We start from the raw sequence: 13,742 nt of genomic DNA, 5'->3' as shown, positions 1-13,742 counted from the left end.
CACGTGCTCAGAGGCAACCCTCGCACAGTTCTGATTGTATCATAGACTCAAGATCGTAACCTTTACGCTCCAATGGCTAAGCAACAACAAAAGACACAATTCGTCCTTCAGCTCCTGCTGTTCTTCGGCATTCTGCTGTTCCTCAATATCCTGGCTAATGCCCGGATAGCCGGTAAGCCTTTATACGGCTTCCTGGACATGACGGAGGAGAAACGGTTTACCCTCACCGAGCCTACCCGTGAACTACTCGAAGGCCTGGATGATGTAGTGTACATCCGGGTATTGCTGGAGGGGGAATTCCCCGCCGGGTTTAAGCGTTTACGCAATGCTACGCAAGACCTCCTGGACGACTTCCGGGGCGTCTCCGGCTATGTGGAGTACGAATTTGAAAACCCCAACCGGGGCACGACCCAGGAAATCAATGAGCGGCGGCAAAACCTTCGTGATCAGGGCATTACGCCCACTCAACTGACCGTAAAGGGCGTGGAAGGCACCGAGCGTAAGATGATCTATCCCTACGCTATCATTTTCTACAAAAACCGGGAAATAGCGGTCAATCTGCTGGAAAATGAAGTGCCAGGCATGCCACAGGAGCTCACCCTCAACAACTCGGTGGGCCTGCTGGAGTATAAACTGGCCAATGCCATACAACGGCTGGGCAGTACGGTTCAGCCCAATGTGCTTTTTACTACCGGCCACGGCGAACTGGAACGCATCGAAACTGCCGATCTGCAAAAGACACTGGAGGGATACTATGAATTTGGGCGCATCAATCTTGACAGCGTCGTGCACATCGGTGAAGAGGCCGACTTGCTGATCGTGGCCAAGCCTACGCGCCCATTCTCAGAAAAAGATAAATTTAAAATTGACCAGTACGTGATGCAGGGCGGGAAAGTCCTTTGGCTGCTGGATAAAGTACGGGTAGACCTGGACAGCCTTCAGGGCCGGGCACAGTACTATCCCAACGAATATGATCTCAACCTGGATGACCTGCTGTTTCGCTATGGCATCCGTATTCAGCCCAATCTGGTCCTTGATTTGCAGTGTTCCAGCATCCCGTTGGTGGTAGGCATGCAGGGCAATGCTCCGCAGTTTGACAACTTCCGGTATCCTTATCACCCGGTTGTTGCCCCAAAAGCGGACCACCCCATCGTCAACAACCTGGGGCTGGTTAACTTCAAATACCCCAGTACGGTCGACCTGGATGTGACCACCAAGACCGAAGTGGAAAAGATCCCCTTACTGCAGTCTTCCGATAATACCCGGGTGCAGTACATCCCGGTGGAGATGAACTTTGAATTCCTGCGCTACGACCTGGACCCCGACAAGTTCAATGCCGAGCCCCAAACGCTGGGGCTGCTGCTGGAGGGCACTTTTCCCTCTTTGTATGAGAACCGGGTGACCGAGAGTATGCTGCAGGGCATGCGAGACCTGGGCCTGGAGTTCCGCACCCAAAGCGAACCGACCAAAATGGTGGTGATCGCGGATGGCGATATAGCCCGTAATAAAGTTGGCCGGGATGGCAAACAATTCAGCCCGCTGGGCTTTAATGAATTTGATAAATACCTTTTTGCCAACAAAGATTTGCTGGTCAATACTCTGGAGTACCTGATCAATGAGCAAGGGGTCATTCAGGCCCGGGGCAAAGAATTGAAACTCAGGCTGCTGGACACTGTTGAGGCGCAGGAGCGCAAGGTTTTTTGGCAGTTTTTAAATATTGGAGTGCCGCTATTGTTTCTGGCACTTTTCGGATTTGCATACAACTTGGTACGGCGGCGCCGGTTTGCCGCTTAATAAAACTCAGAGATGAAAAGAACTTTAATTTTGCTGGTTGTTTTCCTGCTGCTCGGCGGCGGGGCTTTCTGGTACCTTTCTACGGATGATGAACGCAATAAAATGACATTGGCAGGCTCCGACCGGGATTTCGCCCTGGAAGACATGAGCCAGCTGCACAAAATCTTTATTGCTGGCCGGAAAGGCGAACGTTCGACTCTGGTGCGCAATGAAAACGGCGGTTGGGACCTGGAAGGCGCCGGCCCAGCTAACCCGCACGTGATGGAGCCCTTGCTTGAAGCCATCAGGAACGTTCGTATTAAGTACAAACCTTCCGACAATGCGGTGAAAAATATGGTCAATGTACTGGCTACTCAGGGCAAAAAGGTGGAGCTGTACGATAAAGCAGGAAATCTGCTCAAGGCTTACTACATTGGCGGCTCTACAGCAGATGAGCGCGGCACCTACATCATCATGGATGGTGCGGAGCAGCCCTACGTCGCAGAAATGCCAGGCTTCTCAGGCAACCTTAGTGTCCGCTTTGACCGATACGGTGACGAATGGCGGGACAAGCTGCTGTTTTCAGAAAAGGTAGAAGACATCAAATATCTCTCCGTCGAATACCCAAAGCAAAAAAACCAGTCTTTTATTCTGGAAGCAACGGGCAGCGACTATACGGTAAAGCCTTTCTACGATATTACGCCTGAGATTCGGCGCCCCTTTAAGGAAGGCAGTGTGGAAGCTTACCTGGTCAACTTCGAAAGTGTGGGCGCGGAGGCTTTCCGCAATGAGTACTCCAGCCGTGACTCCATTATGCAGACCATCCCCTTTTGCAGCATCACCCTTGTCAATACCAAGGAGGATACCACCCGTGCCGTATTCTACCCTATTATTAAGGAGAAAGTCACGACACAGGACCGCAAAACAGGGGACTATGTTACCACAGGTGGCTACCTCGACCGCTACTTTGTGTTGCGCAACCAACAGGACTTCATGTTGGCGCAGCATCTTGTGATGGAAAAGATATTTTGGGGCTACGCTTCCTTTTATAAGGATACCAACCTGTTAAACTGACAGTTATGAGGTTATTCTAAGCCCGTTAAAGCTTAATTTCACCTCATTTCCCAATATAACCGAGCCGGAACATGAATCATCAAAAGCCACTTCGCTCCAGGCAAACGAGCAGGAACGTCCTCATTGCCATACTATTATTGCTCATTGGGCTGGGCGCTGCGCCTTCTGAGCGCTGGGGGTTCTGGGGGCACCGTCGGCTCAACCGGATGGCCGTCTTCACCCTCCCACCGGAGATGATTGTGTTTTACAAGAAAAACCTGGAGTACGTCACTGAGCATGCCGTAGACCCTGACAAGCGCCGATACGCCACCCGCCACGAAGCCGTCCGCCACTATATTGACATCGACCACTGGGGCACTTACCCTTTCCCGGAAGTACCCAGGGACTGGACGGAAGCCCTGATGAAGTTTACGGAAGTAGGCGTTGTGGACTCCGATGGGGATACGACACTGCTCTACCGGGACACAATAGGCCGTCAGGTGCTCATCAGCCTGGATACAGATGGTGGGGCGATCAAGGTGCCCTATCAGTCGGACTACAAGACCTATTTCATTCAGGAAATCATGCCGCAGTACTATGAAGAAGAATGGAACCTGAGCTGTGATACCCTGGCCATGCTTTTTGGGCTGAGCCCGGGCGCGATTGATTGCGAAAAAGCCTACGCGGTGGACCACTTCTCGGAGTACGGCATTGTGCCTTACCACTTGCCCGCTATGCAGCGCCGCCTTACTGCTGCCTTTCGCAACCGGGATATACCCCGAATACTGCGTATCTCAGCAGAGTTTGGGCATTATATCGGGGATGCGCACGTGCCCCTTCACACCACCACCAATTACAACGGGCAGCTTACCGATCAGGTGGGTATTCACGCCTTTTGGGAAAGCCGGATACCCGAGCTGTTTGCCGATCAGGAGTACGACTACTTTGTAGGCAAAGCCGAGTACATCGCCAATCCCAAAGACTATTATTGGGATGTGGTGCTCGCCAGCCATCTCCTTGTTGATAGTGTCCTTCAGATTGAGCGGGACCTGAGCAAAACGTTCCCGGAAGACAAACAATATTGCTACGAAGAACGCCTCGGCCGCACTATTCGCACCCAGTGCAAGGAATATGCCAAAGCTTATCAGGAGCGGATGAAGGGCATGGTGGAAGACCGGATGCGGGCAACAATCCTTTCTATTGGCAGCGCATGGTATACTGCCTGGGTGGATGCCGGGCAGCCTGACCTTGACAATATTGACCAATACCGGCTGTCGCCGGAAGAGTTGGAGGAACTGCAAGTCCTTGAGGAGAAGGCGCGCAGCGGAAGTCAGAAGGGGCGTGCACATGAATAAAATCAGTTACAAACGAGGATTTACCTTTCCATACGTCCACACATCTAGTATCCGTCCATTCTTCACAATCGCTTTACGGGCAATGCCTTCCCGTTCGAAACCAGCTTTCTCCAGTACCCGCCGGGAAGCAGGATTGGTGTGAAAGACATTAGCATACACCCGGCTGTGCTGTAAGTCTTCAAAGGCGTGTTTGACAATCAAACCTATAGCTTCAGGCATGATCCCCTGCCCCCAGAAAGGCTCGCCCAGCCAGTACCCTAACTCTACTGAGGCCGCGTAAATATCGGGCTTAAAAATGAGGCTGATGACGCCTATGAGCCCTTCTCCCCAATCGATAGCGAAAACCGATTCTCCTTCATTTTCTGCTGCGTAATTGATAAACCAATGCGCACTTTCCAGGGTGTAGGGGTTTGGAAAGCGGTCCATCAGGTTAGCAGCAATTTTTGGGTTATTGGCGTAAGTGGTCAGTTTTGGGGCGTCTGCTGCGGTCAGGCGGCGCAACTTTAGGTCTCGTCCCTGCAATGCTTTTTGCCGGAAGGCTGTCTGGAAGTTGGGTATGGGTATGGTTGGCATGGTCCTTAGATTTCAAGGAGAAACGTCAAGCCTCGTGTAATCGTTCCTCCGGAGGATATACCGACAGCCCATTCTCAGTCCGGGATCTCAGAATTGCTGTATATTGAAAGCCAGAATTGGGAACCACTGAATACCCGCCCGTACGGGCAAAGAATACACGGAAGGTAGTGCCCCCCTACTCATCAAACAAAGTGCCTGCACGGCCAGGCGGCACTACACCCAAATGCTTGTAGGCTTTCTCTGTAGCCTCTCTCCCCCGGGGCGTACGCTGAATGTAGCCTTCCATAATCAGGAAGGGTTCATGTACTTCCTCAATTGTACCGGCCTCCTCTCCTACTGCAGTGCCGATAGTGGTGATGCCCACTGGTCCGCCTTTGAATTTATGGATAATGGTGGAAAGGATTTTATTGTCCATTTCATCCAGGCCGCCTTCGTCTACATTGAGGGCAGAAAGGCCGTATTCGGCAATCTTCCGGTCGATGGTACCATTGCCTTTAATCTGTGCGAAATCACGGATACGGCGTAACAAGGCATTGGCAATACGCGGCGTGCCCCGGCTGCGGCGGGCGATTTCCTTAGCGCCATCTTCCGTGATCGGCACGTCAAGTATGCCCGCTGATCGTTTGATAATGCGGTTGAGGGTCTTGGTATCGTAGTAATCGAGGTGGCAGTTGATGCCAAAGCGGGCCCGCATAGGAGCCGTCAGTAAGCCCATTCGGGTAGTGGCGCCAACCAGCGTAAAGGGGTTCAGCTCGATCTGTATGCTCCGCGCATTAGGGCCGCTGTCGATCATAATGTCAATGCGGTAGTCCTCCATAGCGGAATAGAGGTATTCCTCCACCACCGTATTCAGGCGGTGGATTTCGTCTATGAAGAGTACATCGCCTTCTTCCAGGTTGGTGAGCAAGCCTGCCAGATCACCGGGTTTTTCCAGTACAGGGCCGGAAGTCATCTTCAGCTCCGCCTGCAGCTCATTGGCGATAATGTGGGAAAGGGTCGTTTTGCCCAGTCCGGGAGGACCATGCAGCAGTACATGGTCCAAAGCCTCTCCCCTGCCCAGGGCTGCCTGAATGAAGATTTGCAGATTCTCCACAATTTTGGGCTGACCGCTAAAGTCATCCAGGGCCTGCGGGCGCAACTGCACTTCGGCGGTCTGCTCGTCTGGCGTAAATTCGTCACCCGTGGGATCAAGGTAAGGATTGCTCATGTCTACCGTTTTCATGTCCTGACAAAGATGGCATTTTTCCGGGAATCAAAAGCCATATTTAGGCAATCGTCAACGGTAACGACCGGAGCCGCTCACCGGTAAGCCGGAAGACTGCATTGGCAATCGCCGCGCCAATCGGACCCAGCGGGGGTTCACCGACCGCACCGGGGGCATCTGCATTTTCCAGGATGACCACATCAATTTCCTTTGGGGCATCCCGCATCAGCGCCATCCGGTAGGGGCCGTAGATCGTAGGCAGCAGCTGCCCGTCTTTCACGAACATACGCTCGTACATGGCCGCACTCTGCCCCATGATGATGCTGCCCTCGCACTGTGCCCGCACCTGATCAGGGTTGACCGCTATGCCGGGGTCGATCGCGCAGGTTACTTTGTGCACTTTGATTTCGCCATTTTCAATCGAGACCTCTGCCACCTGCGCACAGGGTGTCCGCGCATCTGTGGAAGCCGCGAAGCCCATCGCCCGACCATTGACGACCTCGTCTTTCCAGCCGGCTTTGTCAGCTGCAGCTTTGATGACCTCGCGCAGGCGGTGCCCGGCCTCATCCTCCTGAATGTGCTCCAGGCGGAACTGAACGGGATCCTTACCGGCTTTCAGTGCCAGCTCGTCCATAAAACTTTCGATGGCAAAGGTATTGGCCAGTAAGCCCAGGCTCCGCCACCAGCTTGTGGCAAAAGGGAGCTTCACCCGCCAGGATACCGTCCGGAAATTGGGGATGGCTTCGTACTGAATCATACCGCCCCGCCAGGCACCGACATCGGCCCCCAGAACAGGCTCGGCAATACCAGGGAACATGGGAGAGCCAAACATGACATCGCCACTTGATAAATTGTGCTCAATGGCTTTGATCTTCCCTTGCTTATCCAACACACCCCGCAACACATGATGAGTGGGCGGCCGGAAGGTATCATTCTGAAACTCCTCCCGACGGTTGAAAAAGCACTTCACGGGCTTACCTACGGCTTTTGAGAGCACAGCAGCCTGTACTGCATTGGGCGTATGCAAACGGCGGCCGAACCCTCCGCCAAGATACGTAGGAATGATGTTGACATCCTCCGGGGCTAACCCGAGCCGGTCAGCGACTTCTTTCCGGGTCAGATTCACCACCTGTGTGGACATTATGATCGTGGCGTTGTCATTTTCCACATGGGCGACCGCTCCGTTGGGCTCCATTTGGGCATGTGCACCGATCGGGCTGGTAAATTCTGCCGTAATGACCTCCTCCTCGTTGTCCAGAATACGCTTCGCCCGCCCGGTCTTCTGAATCGTTACCGGGTCACCCTGCCCTACTTTGATCATCGCCTCAATGTCTTCTGATTGCCAGTTGCGCTCGGTTGCCCATTCGGCTTTGATGGCTTGTTTGGCCTGTTCGGCTGCCATTTGGGAGGTGGCGACTACACCAACGAAGTCCGGTTCCTTGACCACCTTGACGACGCCCGGCATCTTTTCCGCCGAACTCGTATCAGCCCCTACGAAGGTGGCTCCAATGCGCTCGGATCGTACCACAGCGCCGTACAGCATATCGGGCAGGCTCGCGTCCATGCCAAACATAGGCGCACCGATCACCTTGTCTTTTAAGTCGACCCGGGGCACCGGCTTACCCACAAATTTATAGGTCGAAACATCCTTGAGCGGAGGCGTTTCGGGTATTTCCCACTCGGTGACGTTCTTCACGATCTCGCCGTAGGTTAAGGTCTGCCCGTTGTGGGCAACCACCCCGTTTTTGACCGTAAGTGCAGCGGCATCCGTACCCAGCTGTTTGGAAGCTTCGATTTTCAGCATCTCCCGCATCGTGGCAGCCAGTTCGCGCAGGGGTTGCCACAGGCTGGAAATGGAGGTACTGCCGCCCGTGGAAGTGCCGTCGATATTGCCGGAAGCGGTTGGCGCATGAATAACTTTGATTTGTTGGATGTCCACCTCCAGTTCGTCAGCTGCAATTTGTGCCAGCCCGGTGAAGGTACCCTGCCCCATCTCTACTTTGGGGGAGTTGAGGATAACCTCATTGTCAGCCGTGACTTCAAACCACAGGCGGGGCTCATCGGTACTGCCGTTGTAGGGGAGCTCTGCGGAATTGACAAAGCCGGCAATGGAGCGCCGCCATAGCGGGCGGGTAAAGTAGGTCGCGCCAATGGCAACGCCCACGCCTACCGTTGAACGGACAATGAATTTTCTCCGGGAGAATTTCTTTTTGGGTTTTGGAGTGCTCATGAGGGCTGGTTTTTAGCGTTTTGGGATTGGATATCGGCTGCCCGGTGGATGGCTTTGCGCATTCGGTAGTACGTGGCGCAGCGGCAGACGTTGACGATATTGTTGTTGATATCCTCATCCGTGGGATTGGGGATTTCCGACAGAAGGGCTGCCGTTGCCATCATAAAGCCGGGTTGGCAATAGCCACACTGAGGGACAATTTCCTCCATCCAGGCTTGCTGTACCGGATGGAGCTGATCGCCGTTGGAAAGCCCTTCGATGGTCGTGATATTTTTGCCCTCAGCGTACTTCACGGCGTAGGAACAGGAGCGGATGGCCTTGCCATCCACATGGAGGGTACAGGCTCCACAGGCCGCCTTGCCGCAGCCAAATTTAGTGCCTTTCAGGTCGAGCATGTCCCGAACGACCCACAGCAGGGGCGTATCGCCATCCACGTCAAGGGAGGTGGGCTGCCCGTTTATGTTGAATGAAATCGTCATATTTTTTTGTTTTCCGGTTGATCAGATTATTCTTCGGGGATCGGAGCGCCGCCCGCTGCCCAGGTTTTCACGGCTTTGATGTATTCCGCCTTGGGCACCGGCGGTTTTTCACGGGGTGTACCGTTGGCGTCCACGCCCGGCTCCCAGGCCCAGAGAACCAGTTCGTGTTCGGTGAGGTGGTGGACGGTTTCTTCAAGGGTGCGGCCGCCGTTGTTGTCGGGATTAAGCATAGACCGGGCAATTTCCACCCGCGTCAGCCCCTGCCAGGCCATTTTACGGGGGGCAAGGCTCCATTCCGGGGCACCGGGCACGCCGGCGTGGTTGTTGTTCTCAGACTGATGGCAGGTTTGGCATTGAAGAGCGGCGACCCCATGGTTGTCCGGTCCGCGCTGTACGCCAAAATTGTGAATATGGCTGTCTTCTCCCTGCCGTGGATAGTCATCGGAAGGGTGGCAATTGACACAGCGTTTGTGGGTCAGAACCTCCATCATAAGATCGAAAGCTTGCTCGGGGGTGAGTTCAGCGGCAGTGCTTTTGTTCCTTTCCGGTAGTTTAGGTTCAGGAGGGTGCGATCTTGGGGTGCTAAAGCCAAAAACCAGTAGGCCCAGAAGCAAGGAAAAAGCCAGATAGGCTCGGTGTGCTTTTTTCATTTCTATTCAGCGGTTTATACGCAATACGAAGTGGTCACCTACTGGCGCTAACGGCCAGCACGGGGAACGATAAATGTCGGGTCACTGATCCAGACATTCATCGTCTGGGATCTTGGATTTGCGACATCGACCACTGACGAAGCATAGCTTGTCAGGGCAAGCGCAAGCCACTTCCCAGCGTAAATACTGACATTGAGTAGGTTTGCTGTGGCAAACCACTTAATCGTCAGTATAGTTGTTGGTCAAAGTTGATCCAAATCAACCGGATTTATGCATGCCTGTTCCCGGAAATACTAACACAAAACCCGGAATGCAGCTGAAATCCGGACCAAAGTCTAAGATAACTCATTCTGTTTAGCTTTCTTTGACGATTCCCTTTTGATTCAAAATCTTGTACCTCTTGACAATTATTATCCTTCTTTCCATCCTGCTTTGTCTTGGCGTGGCGCTCTGGGCTTACCTTACATTCCACCCGCAGTTTGGCGGAAAAATCACACCCGAAGACCGGCAAAACTACGCCCGCTCCCCGCATTGGAACGGCAAGATTTTTGAAAACCTGAGCCCTACCGGCGATGATGTGAGCCTGTCCAATCTGCCGGGGCTCATTCAGGATAACCTGAAAGATGCCAAGCACAAAATCCCGCAGCGCCCGATCCCGGTTGTCCCCTTTGATTTGGAGACTTGGGAAAACAGCACTGCGCCTTTTCAGTTCATCTGGTACGGGCATGCCGTATGCCTGATGCGGCTGGGTGGTCAAAACCTGCTGATTGACCCCATGCTTGGGCCGGATGCCTCCCCGGTGGGCCCCATTCGCACTAAGCGCTTTAGCGATAATACTCTGTCGGTTATCGATCAGCTGCCTGACCTTGATGCGGTTTTTCTGACACACGACCACTACGACCACCTGGATTATAGCAGCATTCAGCGCCTGAAAGACAAAGCCGGGCATTTCTACGTTGCCCTTGGCGTGAAACGCCACCTCCGCCGATGGGGCATTGCCCCGGAGCAGGTTACGGAAATGGACTGGTGGGACGAAGGGCAGGTGAGCAATGTGCAGCTCACCTTCACCCCATCACGCCACTTTTCCGGCCGCGGGCTGACCGACCGCACGAAATGCCTCTGGGGAGGCTGGGTGCTGCAAACACCGGATTACAAGGTCTACTGGAGCGGCGATGGCGGTTATGACACCCACTTCCGGGAAATTGGGGAGCGCTTCGGCCCGTTCGACTGGGCATTTATGGAATGTGGGCAGTACTACAAGCTTTGGACTCAGATACATGCCCTGCCGGAGGAAGCGGTGCAGGGGGCGATTGAGGCCGGCGCGAAAGTTAGCACGCCCGTTCACTGGGGCGGCTTCAAGCTTGCCCCACACGACTGGCGGGATCCGGTACAGCGGTTTGTGAAGGCAGCAGCGCAGGAAAAACTGGATATTGTGGTACCGAAGATTGGGGAAAGGGTGAGCAGTGAGGCAAGGCCACCGGTTGTGGACTGGTGGGAGGATTATAACTGAGGATTGGACTCAATCCGACTTCTAATGGGTTAAATTCCAAATCTCTGATCATGCAAAATACAGCATTGGCGAAGGCTTTAAGGATAACCCTTGCTAACAGAGGTTCAGCAGCCATAGTCGATATGCGTTCCTGCCTGCTGTCATTTTATCATCAATCCTTTGTTATTCTCATTGGGTTCAATCAAATCCCACAAATTTCCATATAAGTCTTTGAATACTGCCACAGTTCCATATTCAAACTCAGCTGGTGGCCTTACAAAGCTTACTTCTCTGGCCGTCAATTTGTTATAATCTCTCCAAAAATCATCTGTGAAGAGAAAAAATCCAACTCGTCCTCCTGTTTGATTACCTATACTTTTTGTTTGCTGTTCATTCGCTGCCTTGGCAAGTAACAGGGAGCATTCTTTTGCTCCTGGTGATGCAACCATTACCCATCTTTTCTTTTCACTTATTCTCGTGTCCTCAAGCAATATGAAATCCAATTTTTGGGTATAAAATTCAATCGCGTCATCATAATCTTTCACAAGTAAAGCAATATGTGCTATTCTTTGAGTCATTTTTTTTCGTTCTAATTGCAGACTGCCGGGCAATACACACAAAGTACAACACAAGGTGGAAAACCTATTTTTTCGGGAAGCCCTTAGCCATCAGTATCCCCTTTAAGCGCTTTTACCAATCGTTAAAAAACTCCCGCCTCAATCAGTGCCGCAAAAGAGTCTTCCATCGTTTCCTGCATAGGCCGGTAAGTGACGCCCAGCTTCTCGCGGCTCTTGCTGTTGTCGGCGCGCCAGACGTGGTTGACGTTGTTGCGCAGGAACTTGCGGTCCAGAGATTTGTCCAGCAACGGACCGGCAAGGACCACCAGCCACTTGGGCAGGGCATTCTTAGGTACCGGATAGTCTTTGCCGTATTTGGGCTGTAAAGCCTGGGCTAATGCCAAAAAGTTAGTATTGTGCCCGCAGGTGATATGCCGGCCTTCTGCTTCCGGTCGGAAGCCAGCCTGAAAGTGGGCGTTGGCAACATCGCGTACGTCCACCAGGCCGATACCGACATTAGGCACACCGGTCTTAAGGGTACCATCGCCCAGTTGCTTGAGCAGGTTGAAGCTTTCGGAAGTGGTGGCTTTAGGATTGAGGGGCGGGCCCATCACCAGGCAGGGGTTGATGACCACGAGGTCCCAGCGGCTTTGCTTTTCGTTGATCTCCCAGGCGGCGCGCTCCGCCATGGTCTTGGAGTAGGAATAGGGCTGATACTCCAGGGAAGCGGTGGTGTTCCAGATGTCTTCCGTCAGCATGCCCTTTGGAGTATCTTTCACCTCGCTGGCATCGGTGTAGATGGAAGCGCAGCTGCTGGTGAGGACCACCCGCTTGACGGAGGCGGTTTTGTCGGCTTGCTCCAGCACGTTTTTTGTTCCCAGGACCGCAGGGTCTACAAGGTCTCTCTGCGCATCTTCAAAATTGGAGGTAAAGGGGGAAGCGGTGTGGTAAACGAGTTCACAGCCTTCCATGGCCTCGGCATAAGAACCGTCTTTCAGCAGATCGGCTTTGAAGTATTTGATGGAGCCTTTTGATGCGGCAGCAATCTGCTCCAGGTGAGCGATTTTTTCGGTTTTTGAAGGGTTCCTGACGGCAGCGTGGACTGTCAGGCCTGCTTCGAGGAGTTGCTTCACCAGCCATCCGGCTACGTATCCGGTTGCTCCGGTTACCATTACGGGTTTGCTTTGATCTATCATGGTCATTGAGTTTGAATTTTAATATTTGTATGGAATGGGCCGCAGCAGACTATTCTACCAATGGTTTTAGCACCTGGTGAACCGCTTACTACGGTAGAAATGATGCTTAATTTAACGAACGGAATTCCTGTGGTGTTTGTCCGGTCTTTGCTTTAAACAGGCGGCTGAAGTAGTGCGGGTAGTTAAAGCCCAGCTCATAGGCAATGCCGCTGATGGTATCCTGACTGTTGAGCAGGAGGTACTTGGCCTTTTCCACTACAAAGTCATTGATGTGGTCTTTGGCAGACCGGCCCGTCTCTTTTTTGAGCAAATCGCTGAGGTAGTCAGCGGACAGGTGGACCTCCCCGGCCAGGTTCTGCACTGTGGGTATGCCCTTTTTAATGAGCTGACCGGAGTCGAAATAGTCCTTTAACACCCGCTCAAAACGGGTCAGTAGGTCCTTGTTGGCAGTCGTCCGGGTATTGAACTGCCGGGCGTAGTAGCGGCGGCAGTAATTGAGCAACAGCTCGATATTGGAGACAATTACACTTTGGCTGTGATCGTCAATGCGCTGTTCGTACTCGTCTTTGATGTTATAGATACACTGCGTGATCGTAGCTTTCTCTGCATCCGACAGGTGCAGGGCTTCGTGTATCTCATAGGAGAAGAAGGTATACTGGTCAATTTTCTCACCGAGCCCCGTGGACCGGATCAGGTCGGGGTGAAAAAACAGCATCCAGCCCGCTTCATCCTCTGCCACTTCCCCGCTTACCGATACGACTTGCTGCGGAGCGGTGAAGACCAATGCGCCTTCCTCGAAATCGTAGTGGTTGCGCCCGTACTCTATACCGCAATCGGTTGTTTTTAACCAAACGGCGTAGAAGTTGGAGACTACGCGCACATTATGCATCTGGGCAGGCACCTGCAATTGCTGCGGGTCAAGCACGGTGATGAGCGGATGTTCTGGCTTACCACAGCCCAGCAGCTCGTGAAGCTGGGAGATGGATTCAATCTTTAGAATCGAGTCAGACATTTATTCCTGGTTTGCTTTATTGCAAAGGTGTGGACATTCCCGCTCAACGGCGCACACAATTTAGCGAATCGGCAACACATTTCCGGGAAATTGTTCCTCTGGCAACCAAGAGCAAACTGCAGGCATTTCTGGTGAGCATTACAACTGGAAAGCAGGAAATAACCATTGAGG

Annotated in this window: 12 protein-coding genes; 4 read left to right on the top strand and 8 right to left on the bottom strand. The window is 53.0% G+C overall.

Going from position 1 to position 13,742, the window contains the following annotated elements:
- The first annotated feature begins 72 nt into the window (after positions 1–72).
- The 3 genes from gldG to IX84_RS18245 all read left to right on the top strand — a co-directional run bounded on the left by gldG (position 73) and on the right by IX84_RS18245 (position 4,181).
- On the top strand, positions 73–1,794 hold the full coding sequence (gene gldG / locus IX84_RS18255; RefSeq protein ID WP_044224003.1) for a gliding motility-associated ABC transporter substrate-binding protein GldG: 1,722 nt from the start codon (positions 73–75) through the stop codon (positions 1,792–1,794).
- Between the two features lie 12 nt (positions 1,795–1,806).
- A complete protein-coding gene (locus IX84_RS18250; RefSeq protein WP_044224002.1) occupies positions 1,807–2,847 on the top strand; it encodes a DUF4340 domain-containing protein in 1,041 nt (346 codons plus the stop codon).
- A 71-nt stretch (positions 2,848–2,918) separates the two neighbouring features.
- Positions 2,919–4,181, top strand: a complete 1,263-nt coding sequence (locus IX84_RS18245; protein WP_044224001.1) for a zinc dependent phospholipase C family protein — start codon at positions 2,919–2,921, stop codon at positions 4,179–4,181.
- A gap of 6 nt (positions 4,182–4,187) precedes the next feature.
- Here the strand turns inward: IX84_RS18245 and IX84_RS18240 are convergent, their stop codons facing one another.
- The 5 genes from IX84_RS18240 to IX84_RS18220 form a co-directional block, all read right to left on the bottom strand.
- On the bottom strand, positions 4,188–4,754 hold the full coding sequence (locus IX84_RS18240) for a GNAT family N-acetyltransferase (protein ID WP_052516187.1): 567 nt from the start codon (positions 4,752–4,754) through the stop codon (positions 4,188–4,190).
- Between the two features lie 175 nt (positions 4,755–4,929).
- On the bottom strand, positions 4,930–5,961 hold the full coding sequence (gene ruvB / locus IX84_RS18235) for a Holliday junction branch migration DNA helicase RuvB (RefSeq protein WP_044224000.1): 1,032 nt from the start codon (positions 5,959–5,961) through the stop codon (positions 4,930–4,932).
- A gap of 58 nt (positions 5,962–6,019) precedes the next feature.
- Positions 6,020–8,188, bottom strand: a complete 2,169-nt coding sequence (locus tag IX84_RS18230; RefSeq protein ID WP_044223999.1) for a xanthine dehydrogenase family protein molybdopterin-binding subunit — start codon at positions 8,186–8,188, stop codon at positions 6,020–6,022.
- Positions 8,185–8,667: a (2Fe-2S)-binding protein gene (locus IX84_RS18225; protein WP_044223996.1), complete on the bottom strand. Its 483-nt coding sequence runs from the start codon at positions 8,665–8,667 to the stop codon at positions 8,185–8,187. The genes IX84_RS18230 and IX84_RS18225 overlap by 4 nt, the downstream gene beginning before the upstream one ends.
- A gap of 26 nt (positions 8,668–8,693) precedes the next feature.
- Entirely contained in the window at positions 8,694–9,317 is a 624-nt protein-coding gene (locus IX84_RS18220; RefSeq protein WP_044223994.1) for a hypothetical protein, read from the bottom strand.
- A gap of 400 nt (positions 9,318–9,717) precedes the next feature.
- On the opposite strand from IX84_RS18220, the gene IX84_RS18215 reads away from it, so the two are divergent.
- Positions 9,718–10,827: an MBL fold metallo-hydrolase gene (locus IX84_RS18215; RefSeq protein ID WP_081968833.1), complete on the top strand. Its 1,110-nt coding sequence runs from the start codon at positions 9,718–9,720 to the stop codon at positions 10,825–10,827.
- A gap of 140 nt (positions 10,828–10,967) precedes the next feature.
- Here IX84_RS18215 and IX84_RS18210 read toward each other — a convergent pair whose 3' ends face one another.
- The 3 genes from IX84_RS18210 to IX84_RS18200 form a co-directional block, all read right to left on the bottom strand.
- Positions 10,968–11,384 (bottom strand): VOC family protein, encoded by a 417-nt coding sequence (locus tag IX84_RS18210; RefSeq protein ID WP_044223993.1) that lies wholly within the window; start codon positions 11,382–11,384, stop codon positions 10,968–10,970.
- 122 nt (positions 11,385–11,506) lie between these two features.
- Complete coding sequence (locus IX84_RS18205) at positions 11,507–12,565, bottom strand: NAD-dependent epimerase/dehydratase family protein (RefSeq protein ID WP_044223991.1); 1,059 nt, start codon at positions 12,563–12,565, stop codon at positions 11,507–11,509.
- Between the two features lie 100 nt (positions 12,566–12,665).
- A complete protein-coding gene (locus IX84_RS18200) occupies positions 12,666–13,571 on the bottom strand; it encodes a helix-turn-helix domain-containing protein (protein WP_044223989.1) in 906 nt (301 codons plus the stop codon).
- Positions 13,572–13,742 lie beyond the last annotated feature (171 nt).

Origin of the sequence: Phaeodactylibacter xiamenensis (assembly GCF_000759025.1) — a bacterium.
Lineage (GTDB): Bacteria > Bacteroidota > Bacteroidia > Chitinophagales > Saprospiraceae > Phaeodactylibacter > Phaeodactylibacter xiamenensis.
Note: the sequence above shows the minus strand (reverse complement) of the source record. Positions and strands in the feature narration are given on the sequence as shown.